Consider the following 17,733-nt stretch of genomic DNA (forward strand, 5'->3'; position numbering starts at 1 on the left):
CCAAACCGTGAATTCTACTCATAGATTGTTGAGATAATACCATTTTTATTCATTACAGAAACTTTCTAATCTAGCTCACCTACTTACAGCAGAAACCACTAAGGACAGCATCATGGTGACAACACACAATCTCGGCTTTCCGCGCATCGGCGGTCAACGAGAACTGAAATTCGCACTGGAACAGTACTGGGCCGGACGTAAAACTGAACAAGATTTGGCCGCAACCGCCGCGGAGCTTCGCCAGACTCACTGGCAACAACAATCTGGCCTCGACTTTGTGCCTGTGGGCGATTTCTCGCTCTACGATCAAGTACTCGACATGTCTGTCACGCTGGGCAACCTGCCAGCTCGTGCCGCGGACAAAGAAGGAAATGAATTAGACGCCTACTTCCGAGCCGCCCGCGGCCGCGGTGCCAACGACAGCTCCTGCTGTGCCATCGCTGCCGGCGAAATGACCAAGTGGTTCGACACCAACTATCACTACATTGTGCCGGAGTTCACTGCTGACACTGAGTTCAAGCTGAACCCTGAGCGACTCATCAATCAGTTGGCGGAAGCACAACAGCAAGGCGTGTCAGCGAAACCGGTGATTATTGGCCCCGTTACTTACCTGTGGCTTGGCAAAACCTCTGACGGCAGCAATCGCCTTGATCTATTGGAGCGCCTGCTTCCTGCCTATTCACAATTGCTGGAAATTCTCGCTGATGCCGGAGCCGAATGGGTTCAAATCGACGAGCCTGCGCTGGTAACCGAGCTGGATGCCAACTGGCGTTACGCGTTTAACCTGGCCTACCACCAGCTGAAAGCGAACCGCCCGAAGCTGTTGCTGGCCACCTACTTTGGCGAGCTGCGCAACAATCTGCAACTGGCCTGCGAGCTGCCGGTAGCCGGGGTTCATCTGGATGCCATCAGCGCCCCGGATGAAGTTAACCGCATTGCGGATTGGCTGCCGACGCACAAGGTGCTGTCGCTGGGTGTTATCAGCGGTCGAAACATCTGGAAAACCGATCTGAATAAAACGCTGAACTGGCTAGAGCCGGTGCACGAAAAACTTGGCGAGCGCCTGTGGCTGGCACCGTCTTGTTCCTTGCTGCACGTGCCCGTTGATTTGTCGCAGGAAACCGGTCTGGATCCGGAAATTAAAAACTGGCTGGCCTTTGCTCTGCAGAAGCTGGATGAGGTTCAGGTGCTGACCCGCGCTCTGAACGAAGGCCGCGAATCCGTACAACAGCAACTGACACAGAATCAGACTGCCATCGACAGCCGCCGCCATTCAACCCGCGTTACCAACCCGGACGTGCGAGCCACCGTCGCAAAGATCACTGCAGAACTCGGGAACCGAAAGAGCCCTTATTCGCAACGGATCTCGCTTCAGCAAGCGAAGCTTCAGCTACCGGCGTTCCCGACCACGACCATTGGCTCGTTCCCACAAACCCCGGAAATCCGCCAGGCCCGCTTGCAGTTCCGCAAAGGCGATTTGGCAGCAGCCGATTACGAAGCCCAAATGAAGGCAGAGATCGAACGCTGCATTCGCAATCAGGAAGCCTTGGGCCTCGACGTTCTGGTGCACGGTGAAGCCGAGCGTAACGACATGGTGGAATACTTTGGTGAGCAGCTGGACGGCTACGCGTTTACCCGCTTCGGTTGGGTTCAGTCCTACGGTTCTCGCTGTGTTAAACCGCCCATCCTGTTCGGCGACATCCGCCGCCCGAAAGCCATGACCGTAGACTGGATTCGTTACGCTCAGTCACTAACAGATAAGCCGGTAAAAGGCATGCTGACCGGGCCTGTGACCATTCTGAACTGGTCGTTCGTTCGGGACGACCAACCCCGCAAGGATTCATGCCTGCAACTGGCACTGGCCATTCGCGAAGAAGTGCAGGATCTGGAAAAAGCGGGCGTAGGTATCATTCAGATCGACGAAGCCGCCCTGCGTGAAGGCTTGCCACTGCGCCAATCAGACTGGGAAACCTATCTGGACTGGGCCATCAACAGCTTTCGCATCGCCGCCAACGGCGTCGAGGACAGCACACAGATTCACACGCACATGTGCTATTCGGAGTTCAACGACATCATCGAGGCCATCGCCCGTATGGATGCCGACGTGATTACCATCGAAACCTCACGATCCGACATGGAGCTGCTGGATGCCTTCAAGAGCTTTGAGTACCCGAACGACATCGGGCCCGGGGTGTACGACATTCACTCGCCCAACGTTCCCGACAAAGAGCAAATCATCAACCTGATGAAGCTCGCCGCGGAGCGGATTCCGGCGGAACGGCTGTGGATCAATCCGGATTGCGGACTGAAAACACGGAAGTGGGAGGAAGTGACGCCCGCGCTGGAAACCATGGTGGCCGCGGCTCAGGAGCTGCGGGCATAAATGGAACTTCGAAGAGGGTACGTCTTGCGGCGCACCCTCTTTTTTATTTTCGACGAATGAGGAAGGTGATGATTTACCAACCCTCTAGGGGTACGCCGTGTTCTTTGAGGTAAGCTCCATGTTCTTTTAAATACTCTGCTGTGCCTTCTTTAAACGCATCTACATCACCTTCCACTTCAACCGCTGATAAACGCATCACCTCCACCGCATTCGTAATCTGGTTCATCATCCACACTACAACTTCCCCGCCGGGAGCCAATCCTAAAACCAAAGTGCTTCTGGGCTTAAAACTAACCGTGCCGTCTGGGTTCAGGCGTTTTGCTGGCTCTAGCATCCGCTCCTTCAAATCCGGCGGCACTCGTATCAGAATTGCGTAGTACTTCTGTTCAGGAAAAGAGAACCAATGAAGTGCCATTAAATTGGGAAAAGGCTCCATTGAACCACCTCCTCCACTAGGCCCATAAGGGCCCTGCCAGCAACACCCCAAAAAACCTACCGGCACACGCCAGCTTCGTTCACCCGATTTTTCTAAATGCAAATTAAGCACCCACACGTCATAGTGCTGAGGCGCTGCCACGCGTATATACCAATGGGGACTCTCTTCCTTGAAAGTACTGCAACCAACCAGTAGCAAGTACGCAGCAATCAGCATCAGATTTCGAATAATCAAGGCAACCGTTCCTTAAACATTGGGGTAAACGACTCGCTCACCGGAATCAGTGGGCGCGTTCGGACTGAAATTACGACCTAAACGAAGCGAAGTCAGTGTATACCCAAGAACAAACTTGAGCGGGTTGTAATGAGCGGAATAGTGGGTATAACGTTGCCTGATTAGGCTTCGGTGCTCCATGGTTAACGCTGGTTTATCAATCCCCTCTGTGACCTGCTCAATAATCACGCCAGCTACGGGCTCTAGTTCTTCAGGCAGTCGGTTTTCATCTCCCCCCATTGCAATCGCATTGAAAGGGACCCCCTGCTTGGTCGCTAGTTCATGCATCACCTTTAGCCCCACCCGAGAGTATTCACCCCGTATTTGTCTATCCATTTTCAAGCCGAGTTCCACCCTACCTCTTGGAACGGGGTGTTCTTGCCTGTACGTCACTACGGTAATACTGGGCTCGATTTCGGCTTTACGAGCATCGGAAGCAGAGTGACGGCCCACGGACGATGTTGGAGGCAGACTAAACGAACCAATCCATCCTTCTGCAATCTTTTCTTGCTTTAGTGCTTCAAGGTTATCCCATTGCATCGTTTGTTCTGGCCAATCCACCCGATTCGGCGGAACGAGATACAGAGGGCTTATCAGCACCTGCTCACGCTGAGTATCAGGGTAGCCCCCACCTATGTCTGAATGGACACCTGGCAAGCTAATTTCACGGAAATTATCCGAGAGACTGCCGTTGGCTGCTCTTAGGCTATTTAACGCAAAGTTTTCTCGGTGCTCATCCTCAGCCACTAGCTGAACGGCATGCCCAACCTTTGTAGGGTCTAGGTATATCTGAACAGGATCATTTCGATGATTGCCTGCCCCAAAGTCCAGAGCCTTCGGATTGATTACCGCCGCAACAGTATCAAACAACCCTATAAACCTAATCACCACTTTGTTCGGCCAATCAATTTGGTACTTTGCGAGAGCACGACCCAGCGCACCATGTTTACGCAGACCAATTTCATGAACAGCATGGCGCGCCGCCGCGGCCCCTCGACTAAAACCAAACAAATCAACGTTTAATACATCAATTGGAGCCGCAAGGGACAACTCACTGATCTGATTAGCTAGATCCGCGAACGCTTCTTTGACCTGGTTAATTATTCCAGTATCGCCCATCCCAGTAGCGGCCCCGAACAAGGAGTCTGCCTGTCCGGTTTTGGTACCTACACCCCCCACATATACCGAGCGTCGATGGATAGTTTTGTTTGAGTCGGTTGAGCTCGACCGATCGTAAAGATCGGCCAATTTGGCCACGTTAGTGGGCGCATTCCCATAACTTCCACCGAGTACCAGCGAGAGACGGTATGAACACTCTTCCTCCGATATCTCCCCTCGCTCGTACGACTGCACACACTCCTTGGCAACACGCTCCTCCAGCTCTTTCGAGTTCTCGGCGTTATTCAACGTACCATCTGTGAAAATGCCGACTTCAAGGTGGATTTCCTGCGAGAGTTTTGTTGTTTCGGGGTCTTCATTCAGCGCTGTGGATAATGCGAGTGCTGCCGGGTATTGCGAGGGAAACTTCGAGATTAGATTTGGGGGTGAAGATTGTTGTTTACGCGCTTCTTCTTGCTTTCGTTCCCGATATTCTGAACCGAACTGGCTGGCACTCAGATGCCCAACACTTCCAATGCCTTGAGAGGCTAGCTGCTGCGGTGTAATGCCATGTCGATTCAGTGCATCCACGCTACTGCGTATTTCGGAGTTAACTACACCGTCACCTACAGCCCACTGTGCCTGCCCATCGTCAGAGCTCCTCCAATACACCGCCGGAGCTGAGGGCGCACCATCAACAACCTCATGGACTAACCAGAGTTCACCGTCATCAATTCTACGCACGATCTGGTCAACTAACGCGGCACGGTAGTGTCGCGAGGCGCGACTTCCGCCGGGATACGCACCGGATCTACCAAGTAAGCGTTCAAGGTCGCTGAAGTTGGCATCGTGTGCGTGATCAGAGATCAGGTTTTTGGTTTTGGCGGCAGCCAAAAACGGGGATTCCAACCTGGGCAGATCTGCGGCACGCAAATCCCAGGCACTTACTATTTTCATGGCTCGTCATCCGTTGACTGAGGGGGTTCATCCTTGTGAAAGCGTATTCACAGTGTGGTTATTGTAGCGATCTGACCGTGCCGATCAGTGAACTGCCTTCCATTGGCACACTGACGGTTAACGGCAAAGGTGCTGGCTTCGCTCAATACCCGGAGCTGCTTTCGTCCAGTTCGAACTTGAACTGAGTGGCTCTGCGAACTTCGGTAGAAACGTTCCCTGACGGATCCAGCTCAATCCACCGATAGCCCGGCGCGCGCGGCTCTACCGAAAAATCGCTGGCGCCAGCGGTAAATTGAATGCAGGTGGACGGCGTCGCGAGTAATTGCACGCCATTGCGCTGTTGATGAAGCTCCTGATGAATGTGCCCCCAAAGCACAACTTTCACCTGCGGATGTTTATCGATAATCCGCCAAAAGGCCTCGCGGGTTTTAAGGCCAATTTTTTCCATCCAGTCGGAACCGATGTCCACAGGGTGATGGTGCAGGCACACCATGGTTGGCAATTCAGGCTTTTCGGAAAGTGTCTGGTCGAGGTGGGCAAGCTCCTCGTCTGATAACTCACCAAATACCTTTCCATGAACGGAAGAGTCGAGCATGACAAAGTGCCAGCCGCCCTGCACCCGTTGACGCTGATCGGCTTGATACTCTGCCGCAATCGAACTCATCAGGGGGGTATCATCGTGGTTACCGGCGATCCAGAGCGAAGGGCACTCAAATGCTTTCAACTGCTCGCCGAAATACCGGTAAGCTTCCTCCGAAGCGTCTTGGGAGATATCGCCTGTCGCCAATACCAAGTCGGGTTGCCCGTGTACCTTCAACGCTTCCGCAATAACGGCCGCTAAACTGTCTCGGGTGTTCACACCCAGTAAGACTCCGTTTGACTGCGCGGTCAGGTGAGGGTCCGTCAACTGGAGCACCCGTAATGGGCGCTTGGAATCAGAATGGGTCATGAAAGCCCTGCTGTTGTCTCTGCAACTGGTTATTTGTTTTTAGTTTACGATGGCTGGCGCTCGTTGCATTAGCTGCGAATTAAGCATGTGTCACATTCTCGCCAATCGCGCCTGATATTTTGCAGTATTTGACAACTACGGCACAGGCCAAGATGCCCGCAATAGAAATTCAGCTCAGTCTCCGCCCTGCCCTGCAGTCCAGGCAGCCTGTTCCAACGGCAAGTGGCCGAAGCGCAAACAGTAGTCCAGCCAGTCGGCGAGAAAACCGTTGATCTGGACCTTTTCATCCGGGTGATGCATGAAGCGATTGGGGTAATCGTTAACGGGGGCAATGTGTCGGTGGCGATAACAACTGATCACCTCCGCCATGGTCGCATCGTGATACACACGCACGGTCATTTTCGGATTGTTGAGCCAGCGGCCACTGTTATGCACCTGCTCTAGCAACAAGGTTTCAGTGAACCTTGCGGTTTGCAGACGGTCAATGCGAACCCGGCCGAGATACTGGTCTTCCCGATGCAGTTCGATTTCACATACGGCTTCGTCATCCGTAGCGAGCTGCCTCAACTTACGCAGACGGTGGTAGTTGCCATCACACAACGCACCGAGCTGGCGCAGGTCGGGAACGTATCGCTTTGGTCGCTTTACCCATTCGGTCATGATCGCCACTCCTTTCTCAACCGGTCCCGATTCAATTGCAACCACTGAATAGCAATGATGGCAGCCGCGTTGTTGATCCGGCCATCGGCGATCATGGCGAAGGTTTCTTCTGCAGAAACCACATGGGAGAGAATGTCTTCATGCTCGTGTTCAACGCCAAAAACACCTCCAGCGCCGGCTGTGCTGACTTGTCCACAATAGAGGTGAATCATTTCAGTGGTGCCGCCGGGCGATGCCATGTAGTCACAGATTTTATCCAATCGGCTAAAGCTCAATCCGGCTTCTTCCTGGCCTTCACGCTGCGCAACGTCTTCCGGGCTTTCGCCCTCTTCGTTCATGCCCGCCACCAGCTCGAGCAACCAGGGGGATTGGTTACGCCCCAGTGCGCCGAGCCGGAATTGTTCAAGTAATACGACTTCGTCCCGTTCCGGATCATAGGGCAGTACGCAGGTGGCATCGCCGCGTATGAAGAGCTCGCGGGTGAAGGTGGGCATTTCACGGCCATCAAAGCGCGGATGGGTCAGCCAGAGCTTGTCCATGCGGAAAAAACCCTGGAAGACGGTTTCGCGTTTTTCGATTTTGACGTCGTTGGCTGTGAACTGGAACGGTTTCGGCATCGGTTCTTCCGGTTTGGTAATCGGTTTTGAACGATAGCCGTTATTGTGGGGATGCTGCAAGTTACCGCACTAGCCTGCATGCTTGGTGTTAGGCAGGCCTTGGGACAGGCATTCCAAAAACCGCTCCTGCGGCACCCCTCCGGGGTCCGGTCCGCAATCGCAGATTGCGGTCGTTCGGCTGTCGCATGAAGCGTTGCTTCATAAGCGCTCGGCCGAACCCCTGTGGCGCTTCTGCTCCGCCATCCCTGGCTGCGCACATTTTTGGAATGCCTGTCCCAAGGCCTGCCGCTGACTCCGCGCAGTTCGTAACACTAAAAAGCCTTTCCCGATAATTCTCCAGAAGCTTAATTGAGCTGGGGTGGTGGGGCGGTTCAGAAATTTGCGGAGCCATGGATGGCGGAGCAGAAGCGCCCACGGATGGCTCGAGCGTTTTCTGAACCGCCCCACCACCCCAGCTCACATCTCCCAGCCAACAGGCTAGGAGACGTAAAGCACCAAAGTCAGACCTTGTCGTAAAGCTTAGAGCCGGATTCCACAAACTCGCGGGATTTCTCCTGCATGCCTGCGTCGATGGCACTCACCTCATCCATGCCCTGCTCTGCTGCGTAATCCCTTACTTCCTGCGAGATCTTCATGGAGCAGAACTTCGGCCCGCACATTGAGCAGAAGTGTGCCACTTTGGCTGAGTCTTTCGGCAAGGTTTCATCGTGGAACTCCCTCGCCGTGTCCGGGTCCAGCGCCAGGTTAAACTGGTCTTCCCAACGGAACTCGAATCGTGCCTTAGACAACGCATTGTCACGGATCTGCGCACCCGGATGGCCTTTCGCCAAGTCAGCCGCGTGGGCGGCGATTTTGTAGGTGATGATGCCGGTTTTTACATCGTCTTTGTTGGGCAAGCCCAAATGCTCTTTCGGGGTGACGTAACAAAGCATGGCACAACCAAACCAGCCGATCATTGCCGCACCAATACCCGAGGTAATGTGGTCATAGCCCGGCGCGATGTCTGTGGTCAGTGGTCCAAGCGTGTAGAACGGCGCTTCGTCACAGCACTCCAGCTGCTTGTCCATGTTCTCTTTGATCAAGTGCATCGGTACGTGGCCGGGACCTTCGATCATGCATTGCACGTCGTGCTTCCAGGCAATTTTGGTGAGTTCGCCCAAGGTTTCCAGCTCACCAAACTGGGCTTCGTCGTTGGCATCGGCGATGGAACCGGGGCGCAGGCCATCGCCCAGACTGAAGGACACATCGTAAGCCTTCATGATTTCGCAGATGTCTTCGAAGTGTTCGTACAGGAAGCTCTCTTTATGGTGCGCCAGGCACCATTTGGCCATGATGGAACCACCGCGGGAGACGATGCCGGTGGTACGCTTGGCCGTGAGTGGCACGTGGTGCAGACGCACGCCGGCATGGATAGTGAAGTAATCCACACCCTGCTCGGCCTGTTCAATCAACGTATCCCGGAAGATTTCCCAAGTCAGGTCTTCGGCAACGCCGCCGACTTTTTCCAGTGCCTGGTAGATAGGTACAGTGCCGATGGGAACCGGAGAGTTCCGGATGATCCATTCACGGGTTTCGTGGATGTTTTTGCCTGTGGACAAATCCATCACGGTATCGGAGCCCCAGCGAATGCCCCAGGTGAGCTTCTCGACTTCTTCCTCAATGGAAGATGTAACCGCGGAGTTGCCGATATTGCCGTTGATCTTTACCAGAAAGTTCCGGCCGATGATCATCGGTTCAGTCTCGGGATGGTTGATGTTGGCAGGGATAATCGCGCGACCGCGGGCTACCTCTTCCCGAACGAATTCCGGTGTGATTTCCGCCGGGATGCTGGCACCGAACGACTGGCCCGGATGCTGATCATCCACCAATCCCTGCTCACGGGCCTCTTGAAGCTTCAGGTTCTCCCGAATGGCGATGTATTCCATTTCCGGGGTGATGATGCCTTGGCGGGCGTAGTGCATCTGAGTGACATTCTTGCCAGGCTTCGCCTTAAGGGGCTTTCGCTCGTCCATAAAACGAAGCGGATCCAGAAGTGGATCTTTCATGCGGCGGCGGGTGAACTCGGAGGTGTAGCCATCCAGTTGTTCGACATCGCCACGTTCGGCAATCCAGTTGGCACGAACCGGCGCCAGACCTTTGCGCAGGTCGATAATTGCTTCCGGGTCAGTGTAGGGGCCAGACGTGTCATACACCAGCACCGGCGGATTTTTTTCACCGCCCATTTCAGTCGGGGTATCGCCCACCGTAATTTCCCGCATTGGCACCCGAATGTCGGCTCGGCTACCCTGCACGTAGATTTTTCGTGAGCTTGGTAATGGTTTGATTGCTGCCGAATCCACTTTTGCGGAGTCGCTGAGGTATGCTGGTATGTCCGTCATGTCTGCTCCCAGGATATCTGAGGTGTCAGGTCGCGCATGACGGAGCACTGCCAAAACGCCTTTTGGGGCTGCTTGGCACTGTTCGTGCGGTCTTAATCCCTACGCCGGTATTATCCGGATCAGGTCGCGGGTTCTGCGTTGCAATCTCAGCCTATCACCGATTTGTGGCGATTCAGCACCCCGTCAAGACGCGAAGATAGAATTCGTTGCCCACACAATGTGTGAGCATCTCAAGTGTAGAGACGGGGCACATTATTGTCCATAATGTGCCACCGATACTTTTGGCCCATACTGTCGCATTAGCTTTCGACACGATGGCCTTCCGACCCTTGTATCCAGATCACGGATGCCCGGAGACAGTTTGTCAGGAGATACAATGAAAAAACGCTTACTTCCAGGACTGATCGCCCTGCTTGCAGCTCAGCCTGCGTTCTCTCTGGATTTGATGGAGACCTACGAAAAGGCGCTGTCTTACGACTCGGGCATTGCTTCGGCCATGGCAAGATTCCAATCCCAGCAAGCCGCCAGTGACGTAAGCAAAAGTGCCTTGCTGCCGCAGATCGGTGCTTATGCCGACGCGAACCACATCGACTTCGATGCGGATAACGGCCAGGGCAGCGATAGCTACAAATCCCTGAACTACGGCGTACAACTCACTCAGCCGATCTTCCGGGCAGATAGCTGGTTCCGCTACGACGCCAGTAAGTTCCAGACCGACGCCGCACAGGCCCAATACAACCTGGCGCAGCAGCAATTAATTCTTGATGTGGCCACTGCTTACTTCAACGTATTGCGCGCCCAAGATACCGTGACCACTGCTCAAGCCACCGAAGCGGCCATTCAACGCCAGTTCGAGCAAGCACAGGAACGCTATGACGTTGGGCTGATTGCCATCACCGAAGTGTATGAAGGTCGTGCCAGCTACGACGACAGCAAAAGTCTGCGCATTGCCGCCGAGAACCAGTTGAATGTGGCTCGCGAACAACTTGCCCGCCTGACGGGCGAGTATGCTGCAGACTTGGAGAATCTGCGGGAAAACTTCCCGTTAGGCCGCCCCGACCCGATGGACCCGGCATCCTGGGAAGCCACCGCTCTGGAGCAGAACTGGTCTATTCAGGCAGCTATGCATCAGCTTAACGCCAGCGAAGCCAATCTGAAAGTTGCCAAAGCCGGCCATATGCCAACGCTTGATCTGGTTGCTTCCTACGGCGAAACCGAGCTTGAAAATGCCAAGGTTCCGCAGCAGGAAGGCACGCAAGGAGTGATTGGGCTCAAGCTGAACGTTCCACTGTATATGGGCGGCGGAACCCAAGCGGGTGTGCGTCAGCAACGCTCATTGGTCACCGTGGCCGAGCAGGATCTGAACACGGTTCGCCGGGATGTTCAGGTAAACACGCGCAGCTTGTTCCTGACCATCAACAACAACGTGGAAACCGCCTCTGCGCTTGAACAGACCATCATCTCCCGCCGCAGTGCTCTGGATGCAACGCGGGCCGGTTACGATGTGGGTACACGGAACATTGTGGAAGTGCTGGATGCCGAGCGTGCTTTCTACGTGGCGCTGCGGGATTACGCCAATGCCCGTTATGACTACGTGATCAATTCACTGCAGTTGAAGCAGGCAGCCGGAACGCTCAGCCCGCAGGATCTGATTGAGCTTAACAACTGGCTCAGTGAAGGTGCCCGCGGTATTGAAGCAATGGCAAGCGACGGCAAAACTCTGGAAGATCCCAGCGAGTAATTTCCGCCGGTTATGACGTATACCCGGGCCGCAGTAGGGCTCGGGTATTACACCCTTTCGATGATTCCTTCGACCACCTTATCCAGCGCACCGCGATTATTATTGACGACGGCCAGCGCTCTTTCTCCATAAGCTTTGCACTCCTTGTCATCCGCCATTAACCGACTGACAGCCTGCGCCAGCCCCTGACAGCCATCAACTATTTGCACGCCCTGTTCAGCAGTCAGCCGATCAAAAATGGTTTCAAAGTTGAAAACGTGAGGTCCGGAAAACACCGGCATCCCCCAAGCAGCCGGCTCCAGCGGGTTGTGTCCGCCGCGCTCAATCAATGAGCCACCAACAAAGGCGATATCACTGGCGCCGTACAGCATCATCAGCTCGCCCATGGTATCGCCAAGGTAGACCTGTGCCTGCTTCGGACTTTCATTGCGGGACCGACGGGCTACCCGAAAGCCCTTTTCTTCGGCCATGGCTGCTACCGTGTCGAAGCGCTCAGGGTGCCGGGGCACGATAATCAACAATGCGTCAGGGTGCTGTTCAAGAATACGCTGGTGGGCACTCAATAATTGCTCGTCTTCACCACTGTGAGTACTGCCGGCAATCCAGACTTTACGGCCCTCAAGTGATTTTCGGGCGGCGTCGGAGGCTTTCCGGACATCGTCTGGGATATCCACATCAAACTTTACACTGCCCGTAACTTCGACCCGATCCGCTGCAACACCAATGCGTCGAAAACGCTCTGCATCAGGCTCTGCCTGAGCCGCCACCCAGCTGATGCTCTTCATCACAGGCGCCGCCAGCCCTTTTACCTTCTCGTAGCCTTGCGCTGAACGTTCAGACAAACGGGCATTGATCAGGAACACCGGCACCCGGCCCCGCCGGCACTGACGGATCATATTGGGCCAAATTTCGGTTTCGAGAATAACAAGGATGCCGGGGTTCACGCGGCGCAGGAATCGCCGAATTGCACCGGGGGTGTCGTAAGGGGCGTACGCATAAGCGACCTTGTCCCCGAACATCTTGCGCGCCTGAGCCAACCCCGTGTCGGTCATGGCGGTCATCAGTATGGTTGCGCCCAATTCCTTTGCCAGGAGCCTTCGAACCAACGGTCCTGCGGCGATGGTTTCACCCACCGATACAGCATGAACCCAGATCACCGGCCCGGACATTTCCGGAACCACACCAAGGCGATGCTGCCAATCCTTGCGCAAGGCGGGCGCTTTCCGGCCCTGCCACCAAAGCCGAATCAGGATAAAGGGCAGAACCAGCCGGATCAGCTGGGAATAGAGAAAATGAAACACGCAGGACTCCCGGCAAAACAGTGCGTTATCATAGAGCGAAATTTGTCGAGTGGCTGCATCTTGCCCTCGGGCGTCACGTTTGTCGATTCAGGATTCATTATTTTGAACAAGAAGTACCGCAAACAACCCAGAAACACCGATTACTCAGCTTACCGCCATCCTCGTTGGTGGCCAACCTGGCTAGGCCTATCGATTATGTGGCTGTTTGCCCAATTGCCCATTCGTTTTCAGTGGTGGCTGGGCAAGATCGCGGGCTTGCTGGCGTGGAAACTGGCGAAGAGCCGCCGACACATCACCGAAGTAAACATCCAACTTTGCTTTCCCGAATTGTCGGAAGCAGAACAAGCAGAACTCGTCCGAAAATCGTTTATCGCCAATGGCATCGGTTTGATGGAACTGGGTATTGCCTGGTTCCGCGACCCCAAAAAACTCACCGGCATCACCCAAGTGCACGGGCTCGAGCACTTTGAAAAGGCCATGGACGAGGGCCATGGCGTGCTGCTATTAGGGGGCCATTACAGCACCCTCGATCTTGGCGGCAGCCTGGTCACCGAGTTTATTGATGCCGACGTGATGCAGCGAGACCACAACAACCCGCTGACCAACGCGGTGATGACACGAGCGCGGGGCCGCCGGTACGGAACGGTTTTATCCTCCAAAGACCTGCGTGGCCTGTTCCGAAGCCTGAAGAAAAATCACGCTGTCTGGTACGCTACCGATCAGGATTATGGCCGCAAAGACATAGTCTTCGCCCCCTTCTTCGGCATTCCCACCGGCACCATTACTGCCACATCCCGAATCGCAGACCGCAGCAAATGCCGGGTTGTGCCTTTCAGTCACTTCCGCCGTGAAGATAAACCGGGCTACGACATCTACTTCCACCCGGCTCTGGAAAACTTCCCCAGCGGCAACGATCTGGATGACGCCACCCGCATTAATGCCATCATAGAACAGGAAATCCGAAAGGCTCCGGACCAATATCTGTGGATGCATCGCCGGTTTAAAACCCGCCCCTCAAAAGAGGATCCGGGCTTCTACAAAAAACGGAAGAAAAAAGGTAACCCGTGAACCCTGACACGCGGGCTCCGGCAATCTGGCTGATTACTGACAACAAGCCAGGGCACAAAAACCAGCTTAAAGGGCTGGGCAACCGCTTGCGGGTGCTCACCGGCGCCAGCATTCATTGGGTTAACGCGGCCGATTATTCAGTGCCGCTCTGGCGCGCACTTCTGGGCGTGGCACCCGCGTTGGACACTTCGCTGCCGGCGCCCGTTATGATTGTTGCTGCGGGTTCGGGTTCGCACCGGTTGCTGCTGGCTTTTCGGCGTAAAGCTTCCACGGTGGTTTTGATGAAGCCGGCATTCCCGCTCGCCTGGGTAGATGCTGCTATTATTCCCGCCCACGACAAGACAAAACCATCGCGCAGGACACTGGTTACCGAGGGCGTCATCAACGCCGTCACTCCAATGGCCCAGTTGACCAGCAAACCCGAGGCCCTTATTTTGATTGGCGGCCCGTCCCCTCATTTTGACTGGGACGACGATGCCGTTTTCTCCGAGATTACCGACTTGATCGACCGTTACCCTGAATGGCGATGGACTATCAGTGATTCTCGTCGCACTCCTGCAGCCCTCACAAGCAAGCTAAACGACCTTCAGACGACAAAGGTAACCTTCCTGAGCCATGCACAAACCCATGAAAACTGGTTGAATCACCAACTGGCCGGATCCCGGGCTGTCTGGGTGACTCCGGACAGCGTCTCCATGGTTAGTGAAGCCGCCACTTCCGGGGTACCAACCGGCTTGCTGAACCTACCTGCCCGATCGAACAGCCGAGTCGCCAACGGCATTCATCGACTCGCCGAACAAGGTTGGGTTTACTTTTGGCAAGATCATAGCCGTGTCATGACGGAACATCCCGAGCATCACGTGCGGCTTTGGGAGGCGGACCGTGCTGCGCGTTGGCTGATCCAACGTTTCAAAAGCCTATCTCAGGTCGCCAACAAGGAGGCGTTGCATTGAGAATACTTCAGGCACTCCCAGCGCTATACAGCGGCGGTGTTGAAAGGGGTACAGTGGAATTTGCGGCCGAGCTGGTCAAGCGAGGCCACGAATCTTTCGTGGTTTCAAACGGCGGGCCAATGGCAGAACAGGTTCGCGGCCAAGGTTCCACACACCTTTATATGCCGATTCACCGCAAGACTCCTGCATCTTTTGGCCAGATTCTACCGATGCGACAACTGTTGCAGAGCCTCAAACCGGATATCGTGCACGTTCGCTCCCGTATGCCTGCGTGGATCGTTCATCTGGCTATGAAGTCGCTGCCTGCAAGCGAACGCCCGGCTGTCGTCTCAACGTTTCACGGTATGTACTCGGTGAATCCCTACAGCGCGGTGATGGCGAAAGCGGATCACGTCATTGCCGTCTCCAACTGCGTGAACGACTACGTCCTGAACAACTTCCAGGTACCAGAAGACAAGTTGACCGTGATTCAACGCGGAGTCGATATTGACGCCTTCCGCCAGCGCGCGATTAACGAACAATGGCGTGAGATTTTACTGTCACGATACCCACAGCTTGAAAACAAAAAGATCATCATGATGCCAGGTCGAATTTCCCGCTGGAAAGGTCAGCTGGATTTTCTGAAAGCCATGGAAACGATCGTGCGCAACCGCCCCGATTGCCACGGCATCATTGTGGGCGGGGCGGAGCCCGGGAAGGAACGTTTTTTACAAGAGCTGGAAACCGAACGAAGCCGGCTAAACCTGACCGATCAGGTTTCGTTCCTTGGCCAGCGCAACGACATGACCAACCTGTATTTGTTGGCGGATGTGGTCTGCCACATGTCGACCAAGCCGGAACCTTTCGGCCGCACGGTGACAGAAGCTCTGGCCTCAGGCACACCAGTGGTCGCCTACAATCGCGGCGGCGCAGCAGAAACGCTTCAGGCCTGCTTCCAAGAGGGATTGGTCACACCGGATGATACGCTGGCTTTCGCGCACACCGTTCTCAGTCTCCTCGATAAACCAAAGCAGGACGTTGAGCTACCCGAACGTTTTTTGTTGCGGGCGCAGACGGAAGGCACACTGAAGGTCTACGAAAACGTTCTCGCGCAAAAAGATATTCACCTGCGATGAAAGTTTTAATGCTGATGCTTTCAGACAACCCCGGAATTGGCGGTCTTGAAAAGCACTCCAGAGAACTGGCCTCCGCACTCACTGATCTAGGCCATTGCGTTTCTATAGCGGCTGCGCCGCAGCACCTCGCGCCTATGGGGGGCGTTCGCCGCATTCCCGTGAACGCGCAACGGTCACGGAACTCCATCCCGTTACTGATGACAATCTTGAGAATTATTCGGCAAGGAGATTACCAAATCCTTCATGCCCAAGGCTCCAAAGCGGCATCTGTCCTGCAGAGGCTCGCGCCGTTCATCAGGAATCACGCTCGCGTGGCCAGCCTCCACGGCTTCAAGTCACGCTACCCGAAAACCGGTGCTTTTGATCAGTTGATCGCGGTCAGCCGGGCTCTTGCATACGATATTAACCAACCCGAAGTTACGGTGGTCTTCAACGGCACATCAGTGCCTCATCCCGCTCCTGCAAGGCTACCCGGAAAACCAATCAGTCCGGTGTGGCTGGCGGTTGGACGCCTCGCACCGGTGAAGGGTTTTGACTTTCTGATTGATGCTTTTCAGTTTTGCCAAGGCACTTTGTTGATAGCGGGCGACGGCCCGGAACATCAACGACTCCAATCGCTCATCGACGCCACAGGTCAAGCTGGCAAGGTTAAGCTTTTGGGATTCCGCACAGACATTCCCTCGCTCATGGCCGCCGCCGATGGTGTCGTGATCAGCTCGCAGCGAGAAGGATTTTCCTATGTCTGCGCAGAGGCGCTTCTGCTTGGCAAGCCTGTTGTTTCCACCAACGTCCCGATTGCCAATGAAGTTCTGCCCAAATCTCATATCCTTCAAGGCCGCAATCCAACAGAGTTTTCAAGGCTACTGAATCTGGATTTACAGTCTGTATCTGAGGAGCAAACCGAAGCAAGAGCCTTCGCCTACGAAAAACTGTCGTTGTCCGCCATGGCGACGAATACGGTCGCGGTTTACCGGAAAGCTTCAGAGGCGTTTGTTCAATCAGATTCGGAGCGTCGGAATAAATGAAAAACCATACTGAGACACCCCGTTTTGCGTCGCAAAAAACTAAAAAGATGCTCAACCTTTCAAACCAACAGCCCTTTGCGCAGGGTTCCAACCGGAAGTGCTATACCCATCCGCTAGATCCAAACCGGTGCCTGAAAGTCATTCGACCGCAAAATATAGCCGCGCGCTTCGAACGACAATCACCGGCAAAACGACTACTTGGAAAAAAGCGACTCAACGATAACGCTCAGGAAATCCGGGCTCACCACCAGCGCGCTATCCAACAATGCTTGGAGCAAAACGATGAAGGATCGGCCTGGGCACATCTGCCCAAATTCTATGGCAGTGTTCAAACCTCACTGGGCAAAGCCAATGAAAGTGAGCTGATACGCTGTGCTGACGGCAACATTGCACCGACTCTGGAGCGACTGATCAAAGAACAAGGTCTTACTCCTGAGTTGCACCAGGGCATCGAAGAGTTTCTGTCGTGGATGCGGCAAACCAAGATTCTGACCCGAAATCTGCTCCCGCATAACTTGGTGGTTTCAGATCGATTCGATCACCCTCGCCTTTTTCTGGTTGACGGGCTGGGCGCACCAACCATCCCGCAAGCATTGGATTTCGTGCCCGGCTGGAGTTCACGTTACATTTCCCGAAAAATCGAACGATTCAGGAAAAGACTGGCCTGGGAACAAAGCAATGAGGGCCTATCGTGGGAAGATTTCCAAGCCTTAAGATAAACCGCACTAGGCCAGCATGTTAGTATATTGCCCACTTTGAATATAAACGAAACTGTTCAA

14 protein-coding genes and 1 riboswitch are annotated in these 17,733 nt (G+C 54.6%); of the genes, 7 read left to right on the forward strand and 7 right to left on the reverse strand.

What is annotated here, in order from left to right; translation table 11 throughout:
• Positions 1–112: 112 nt before the first annotated feature.
• Positions 113–2,383 (forward strand): 5-methyltetrahydropteroyltriglutamate--homocysteine S-methyltransferase, encoded by a 2,271-nt coding sequence (gene metE / locus JAO79_RS14390; protein WP_199007950.1) that lies wholly within the window; start codon positions 113–115, stop codon positions 2,381–2,383.
• A gap of 73 nt (positions 2,384–2,456) precedes the next feature.
• Here the strand turns inward: metE and JAO79_RS14395 are convergent, their stop codons facing one another.
• The 6 genes from JAO79_RS14395 to thiC all read right to left on the reverse strand — a co-directional run bounded on the left by JAO79_RS14395 (position 2,457) and on the right by thiC (position 9,751).
• Positions 2,457–3,053, reverse strand: coding sequence for a DUF2931 family protein (locus JAO79_RS14395; protein WP_227664679.1), 597 nt, complete (start codon positions 3,051–3,053; stop codon positions 2,457–2,459).
• Positions 3,054–3,065: 12 nt separating this feature from the next.
• Entirely contained in the window at positions 3,066–5,147 is a 2,082-nt protein-coding gene (locus tag JAO79_RS14400; RefSeq protein WP_199007951.1) for a T6SS phospholipase effector Tle1-like catalytic domain-containing protein, read from the reverse strand.
• Between the two features lie 142 nt (positions 5,148–5,289).
• A complete protein-coding gene (cpdA, locus tag JAO79_RS14405) occupies positions 5,290–6,096 on the reverse strand; it encodes a 3',5'-cyclic-AMP phosphodiesterase (protein ID WP_199007952.1) in 807 nt (268 codons plus the stop codon).
• Positions 6,097–6,270: 174 nt separating this feature from the next.
• On the reverse strand, positions 6,271–6,756 hold the full coding sequence (locus JAO79_RS14410) for a DUF1249 domain-containing protein (protein WP_199007953.1): 486 nt from the start codon (positions 6,754–6,756) through the stop codon (positions 6,271–6,273).
• Positions 6,753–7,373, reverse strand: a complete 621-nt coding sequence (locus tag JAO79_RS14415; RefSeq protein WP_199007954.1) for an NUDIX domain-containing protein — start codon at positions 7,371–7,373, stop codon at positions 6,753–6,755. The genes JAO79_RS14410 and JAO79_RS14415 overlap by 4 nt, the downstream gene beginning before the upstream one ends.
• A 500-nt stretch (positions 7,374–7,873) precedes the next feature.
• Positions 7,874–9,751 carry a phosphomethylpyrimidine synthase ThiC gene (thiC, locus tag JAO79_RS14420; protein WP_199007955.1) on the reverse strand — a complete coding sequence of 626 codons (1,878 nt, stop codon included), beginning with the start codon at positions 9,749–9,751 and terminating at the stop codon, positions 7,874–7,876.
• A 79-nt stretch (positions 9,752–9,830) separates the two neighbouring features.
• Positions 9,831–9,944: riboswitch (TPP riboswitch) on the reverse strand.
• Between the two features lie 183 nt (positions 9,945–10,127).
• Here thiC and JAO79_RS14425 point away from each other — a divergent pair.
• Entirely contained in the window at positions 10,128–11,492 is a 1,365-nt protein-coding gene (locus JAO79_RS14425) for a TolC family outer membrane protein (protein WP_199007956.1), read from the forward strand.
• Positions 11,493–11,539: 47 nt separating this feature from the next.
• On the opposite strand, the gene waaA is transcribed toward JAO79_RS14425, so the two are convergent.
• Entirely contained in the window at positions 11,540–12,793 is a 1,254-nt protein-coding gene (gene waaA / locus JAO79_RS14430; protein WP_199007957.1) for a lipid IV(A) 3-deoxy-D-manno-octulosonic acid transferase, read from the reverse strand.
• A 102-nt stretch (positions 12,794–12,895) separates the two neighbouring features.
• On the opposite strand from waaA, the gene lpxL reads away from it, so the two are divergent.
• From lpxL to JAO79_RS14455, 5 genes are read left to right on the forward strand one after another with little or no spacing between them, the layout of a single operon-like run.
• Positions 12,896–13,861, forward strand: coding sequence for an LpxL/LpxP family Kdo(2)-lipid IV(A) lauroyl/palmitoleoyl acyltransferase (gene lpxL / locus JAO79_RS14435; RefSeq protein WP_199007958.1), 966 nt, complete (start codon positions 12,896–12,898; stop codon positions 13,859–13,861).
• Positions 13,858–14,814 (forward strand): mitochondrial fission ELM1 family protein, encoded by a 957-nt coding sequence (locus JAO79_RS14440; protein WP_199007959.1) that lies wholly within the window; start codon positions 13,858–13,860, stop codon positions 14,812–14,814. The genes lpxL and JAO79_RS14440 overlap by 4 nt, the downstream gene beginning before the upstream one ends.
• Positions 14,811–15,929: a glycosyltransferase family 4 protein gene (locus tag JAO79_RS14445; RefSeq protein ID WP_199007960.1), complete on the forward strand. Its 1,119-nt coding sequence runs from the start codon at positions 14,811–14,813 to the stop codon at positions 15,927–15,929. Before JAO79_RS14440 ends, JAO79_RS14445 begins: the two co-directional genes overlap by 4 nt.
• A complete protein-coding gene (locus JAO79_RS14450) occupies positions 15,926–16,954 on the forward strand; it encodes a glycosyltransferase (protein ID WP_199007961.1) in 1,029 nt (342 codons plus the stop codon). Before JAO79_RS14445 ends, JAO79_RS14450 begins: the two co-directional genes overlap by 4 nt.
• The gene (locus JAO79_RS14455) at positions 16,951–17,673 is read left to right on the forward strand and encodes a YrbL family protein (RefSeq protein ID WP_227664680.1); all 723 of its coding nucleotides are present in this window, start codon (positions 16,951–16,953) and stop codon (positions 17,671–17,673) included. Before JAO79_RS14450 ends, JAO79_RS14455 begins: the two co-directional genes overlap by 4 nt.
• The last annotated feature ends 60 nt before the right edge of the window (positions 17,674–17,733 follow it).

It is taken from the genome of Marinobacter litoralis, from assembly GCF_016427555.1.
GTDB lineage: Bacteria > Pseudomonadota > Gammaproteobacteria > Pseudomonadales > Oleiphilaceae > Marinobacter > Marinobacter litoralis_A.

Excerpts from the sequence above, each read along its gene's own strand:
- metE (WP_199007950.1), top strand. The coding sequence starts at position 113 with ATGGTGACAACACACAATCTCGGCTTTCCGCGCATCGGCGGTCAACGA.
- JAO79_RS14400 (WP_199007951.1), bottom strand. The coding sequence starts at position 5,147 with ATGAAAATAGTAAGTGCCTGGGATTTGCGTGCCGCAGATCTGCCCAGG.
- cpdA (WP_199007952.1), bottom strand. The coding sequence starts at position 6,096 with ATGACCCATTCTGATTCCAAGCGCCCATTACGGGTGCTCCAGTTGACG.
- JAO79_RS14410 (WP_199007953.1), bottom strand. The coding sequence starts at position 6,756 with ATGACCGAATGGGTAAAGCGACCAAAGCGATACGTTCCCGACCTGCGC.
- JAO79_RS14415 (WP_199007954.1), bottom strand. The coding sequence starts at position 7,373 with ATGCCGAAACCGTTCCAGTTCACAGCCAACGACGTCAAAATCGAAAAA.
- thiC (WP_199007955.1), bottom strand. The coding sequence starts at position 9,751 with ATGACGGACATACCAGCATACCTCAGCGACTCCGCAAAAGTGGATTCG.
- JAO79_RS14425 (WP_199007956.1), top strand. The coding sequence starts at position 10,128 with ATGAAAAAACGCTTACTTCCAGGACTGATCGCCCTGCTTGCAGCTCAG.
- JAO79_RS14450 (WP_199007961.1), top strand. The coding sequence starts at position 15,926 with ATGAAAGTTTTAATGCTGATGCTTTCAGACAACCCCGGAATTGGCGGT.
- JAO79_RS14455 (WP_227664680.1), top strand. The coding sequence starts at position 16,951 with ATGAAAAACCATACTGAGACACCCCGTTTTGCGTCGCAAAAAACTAAA.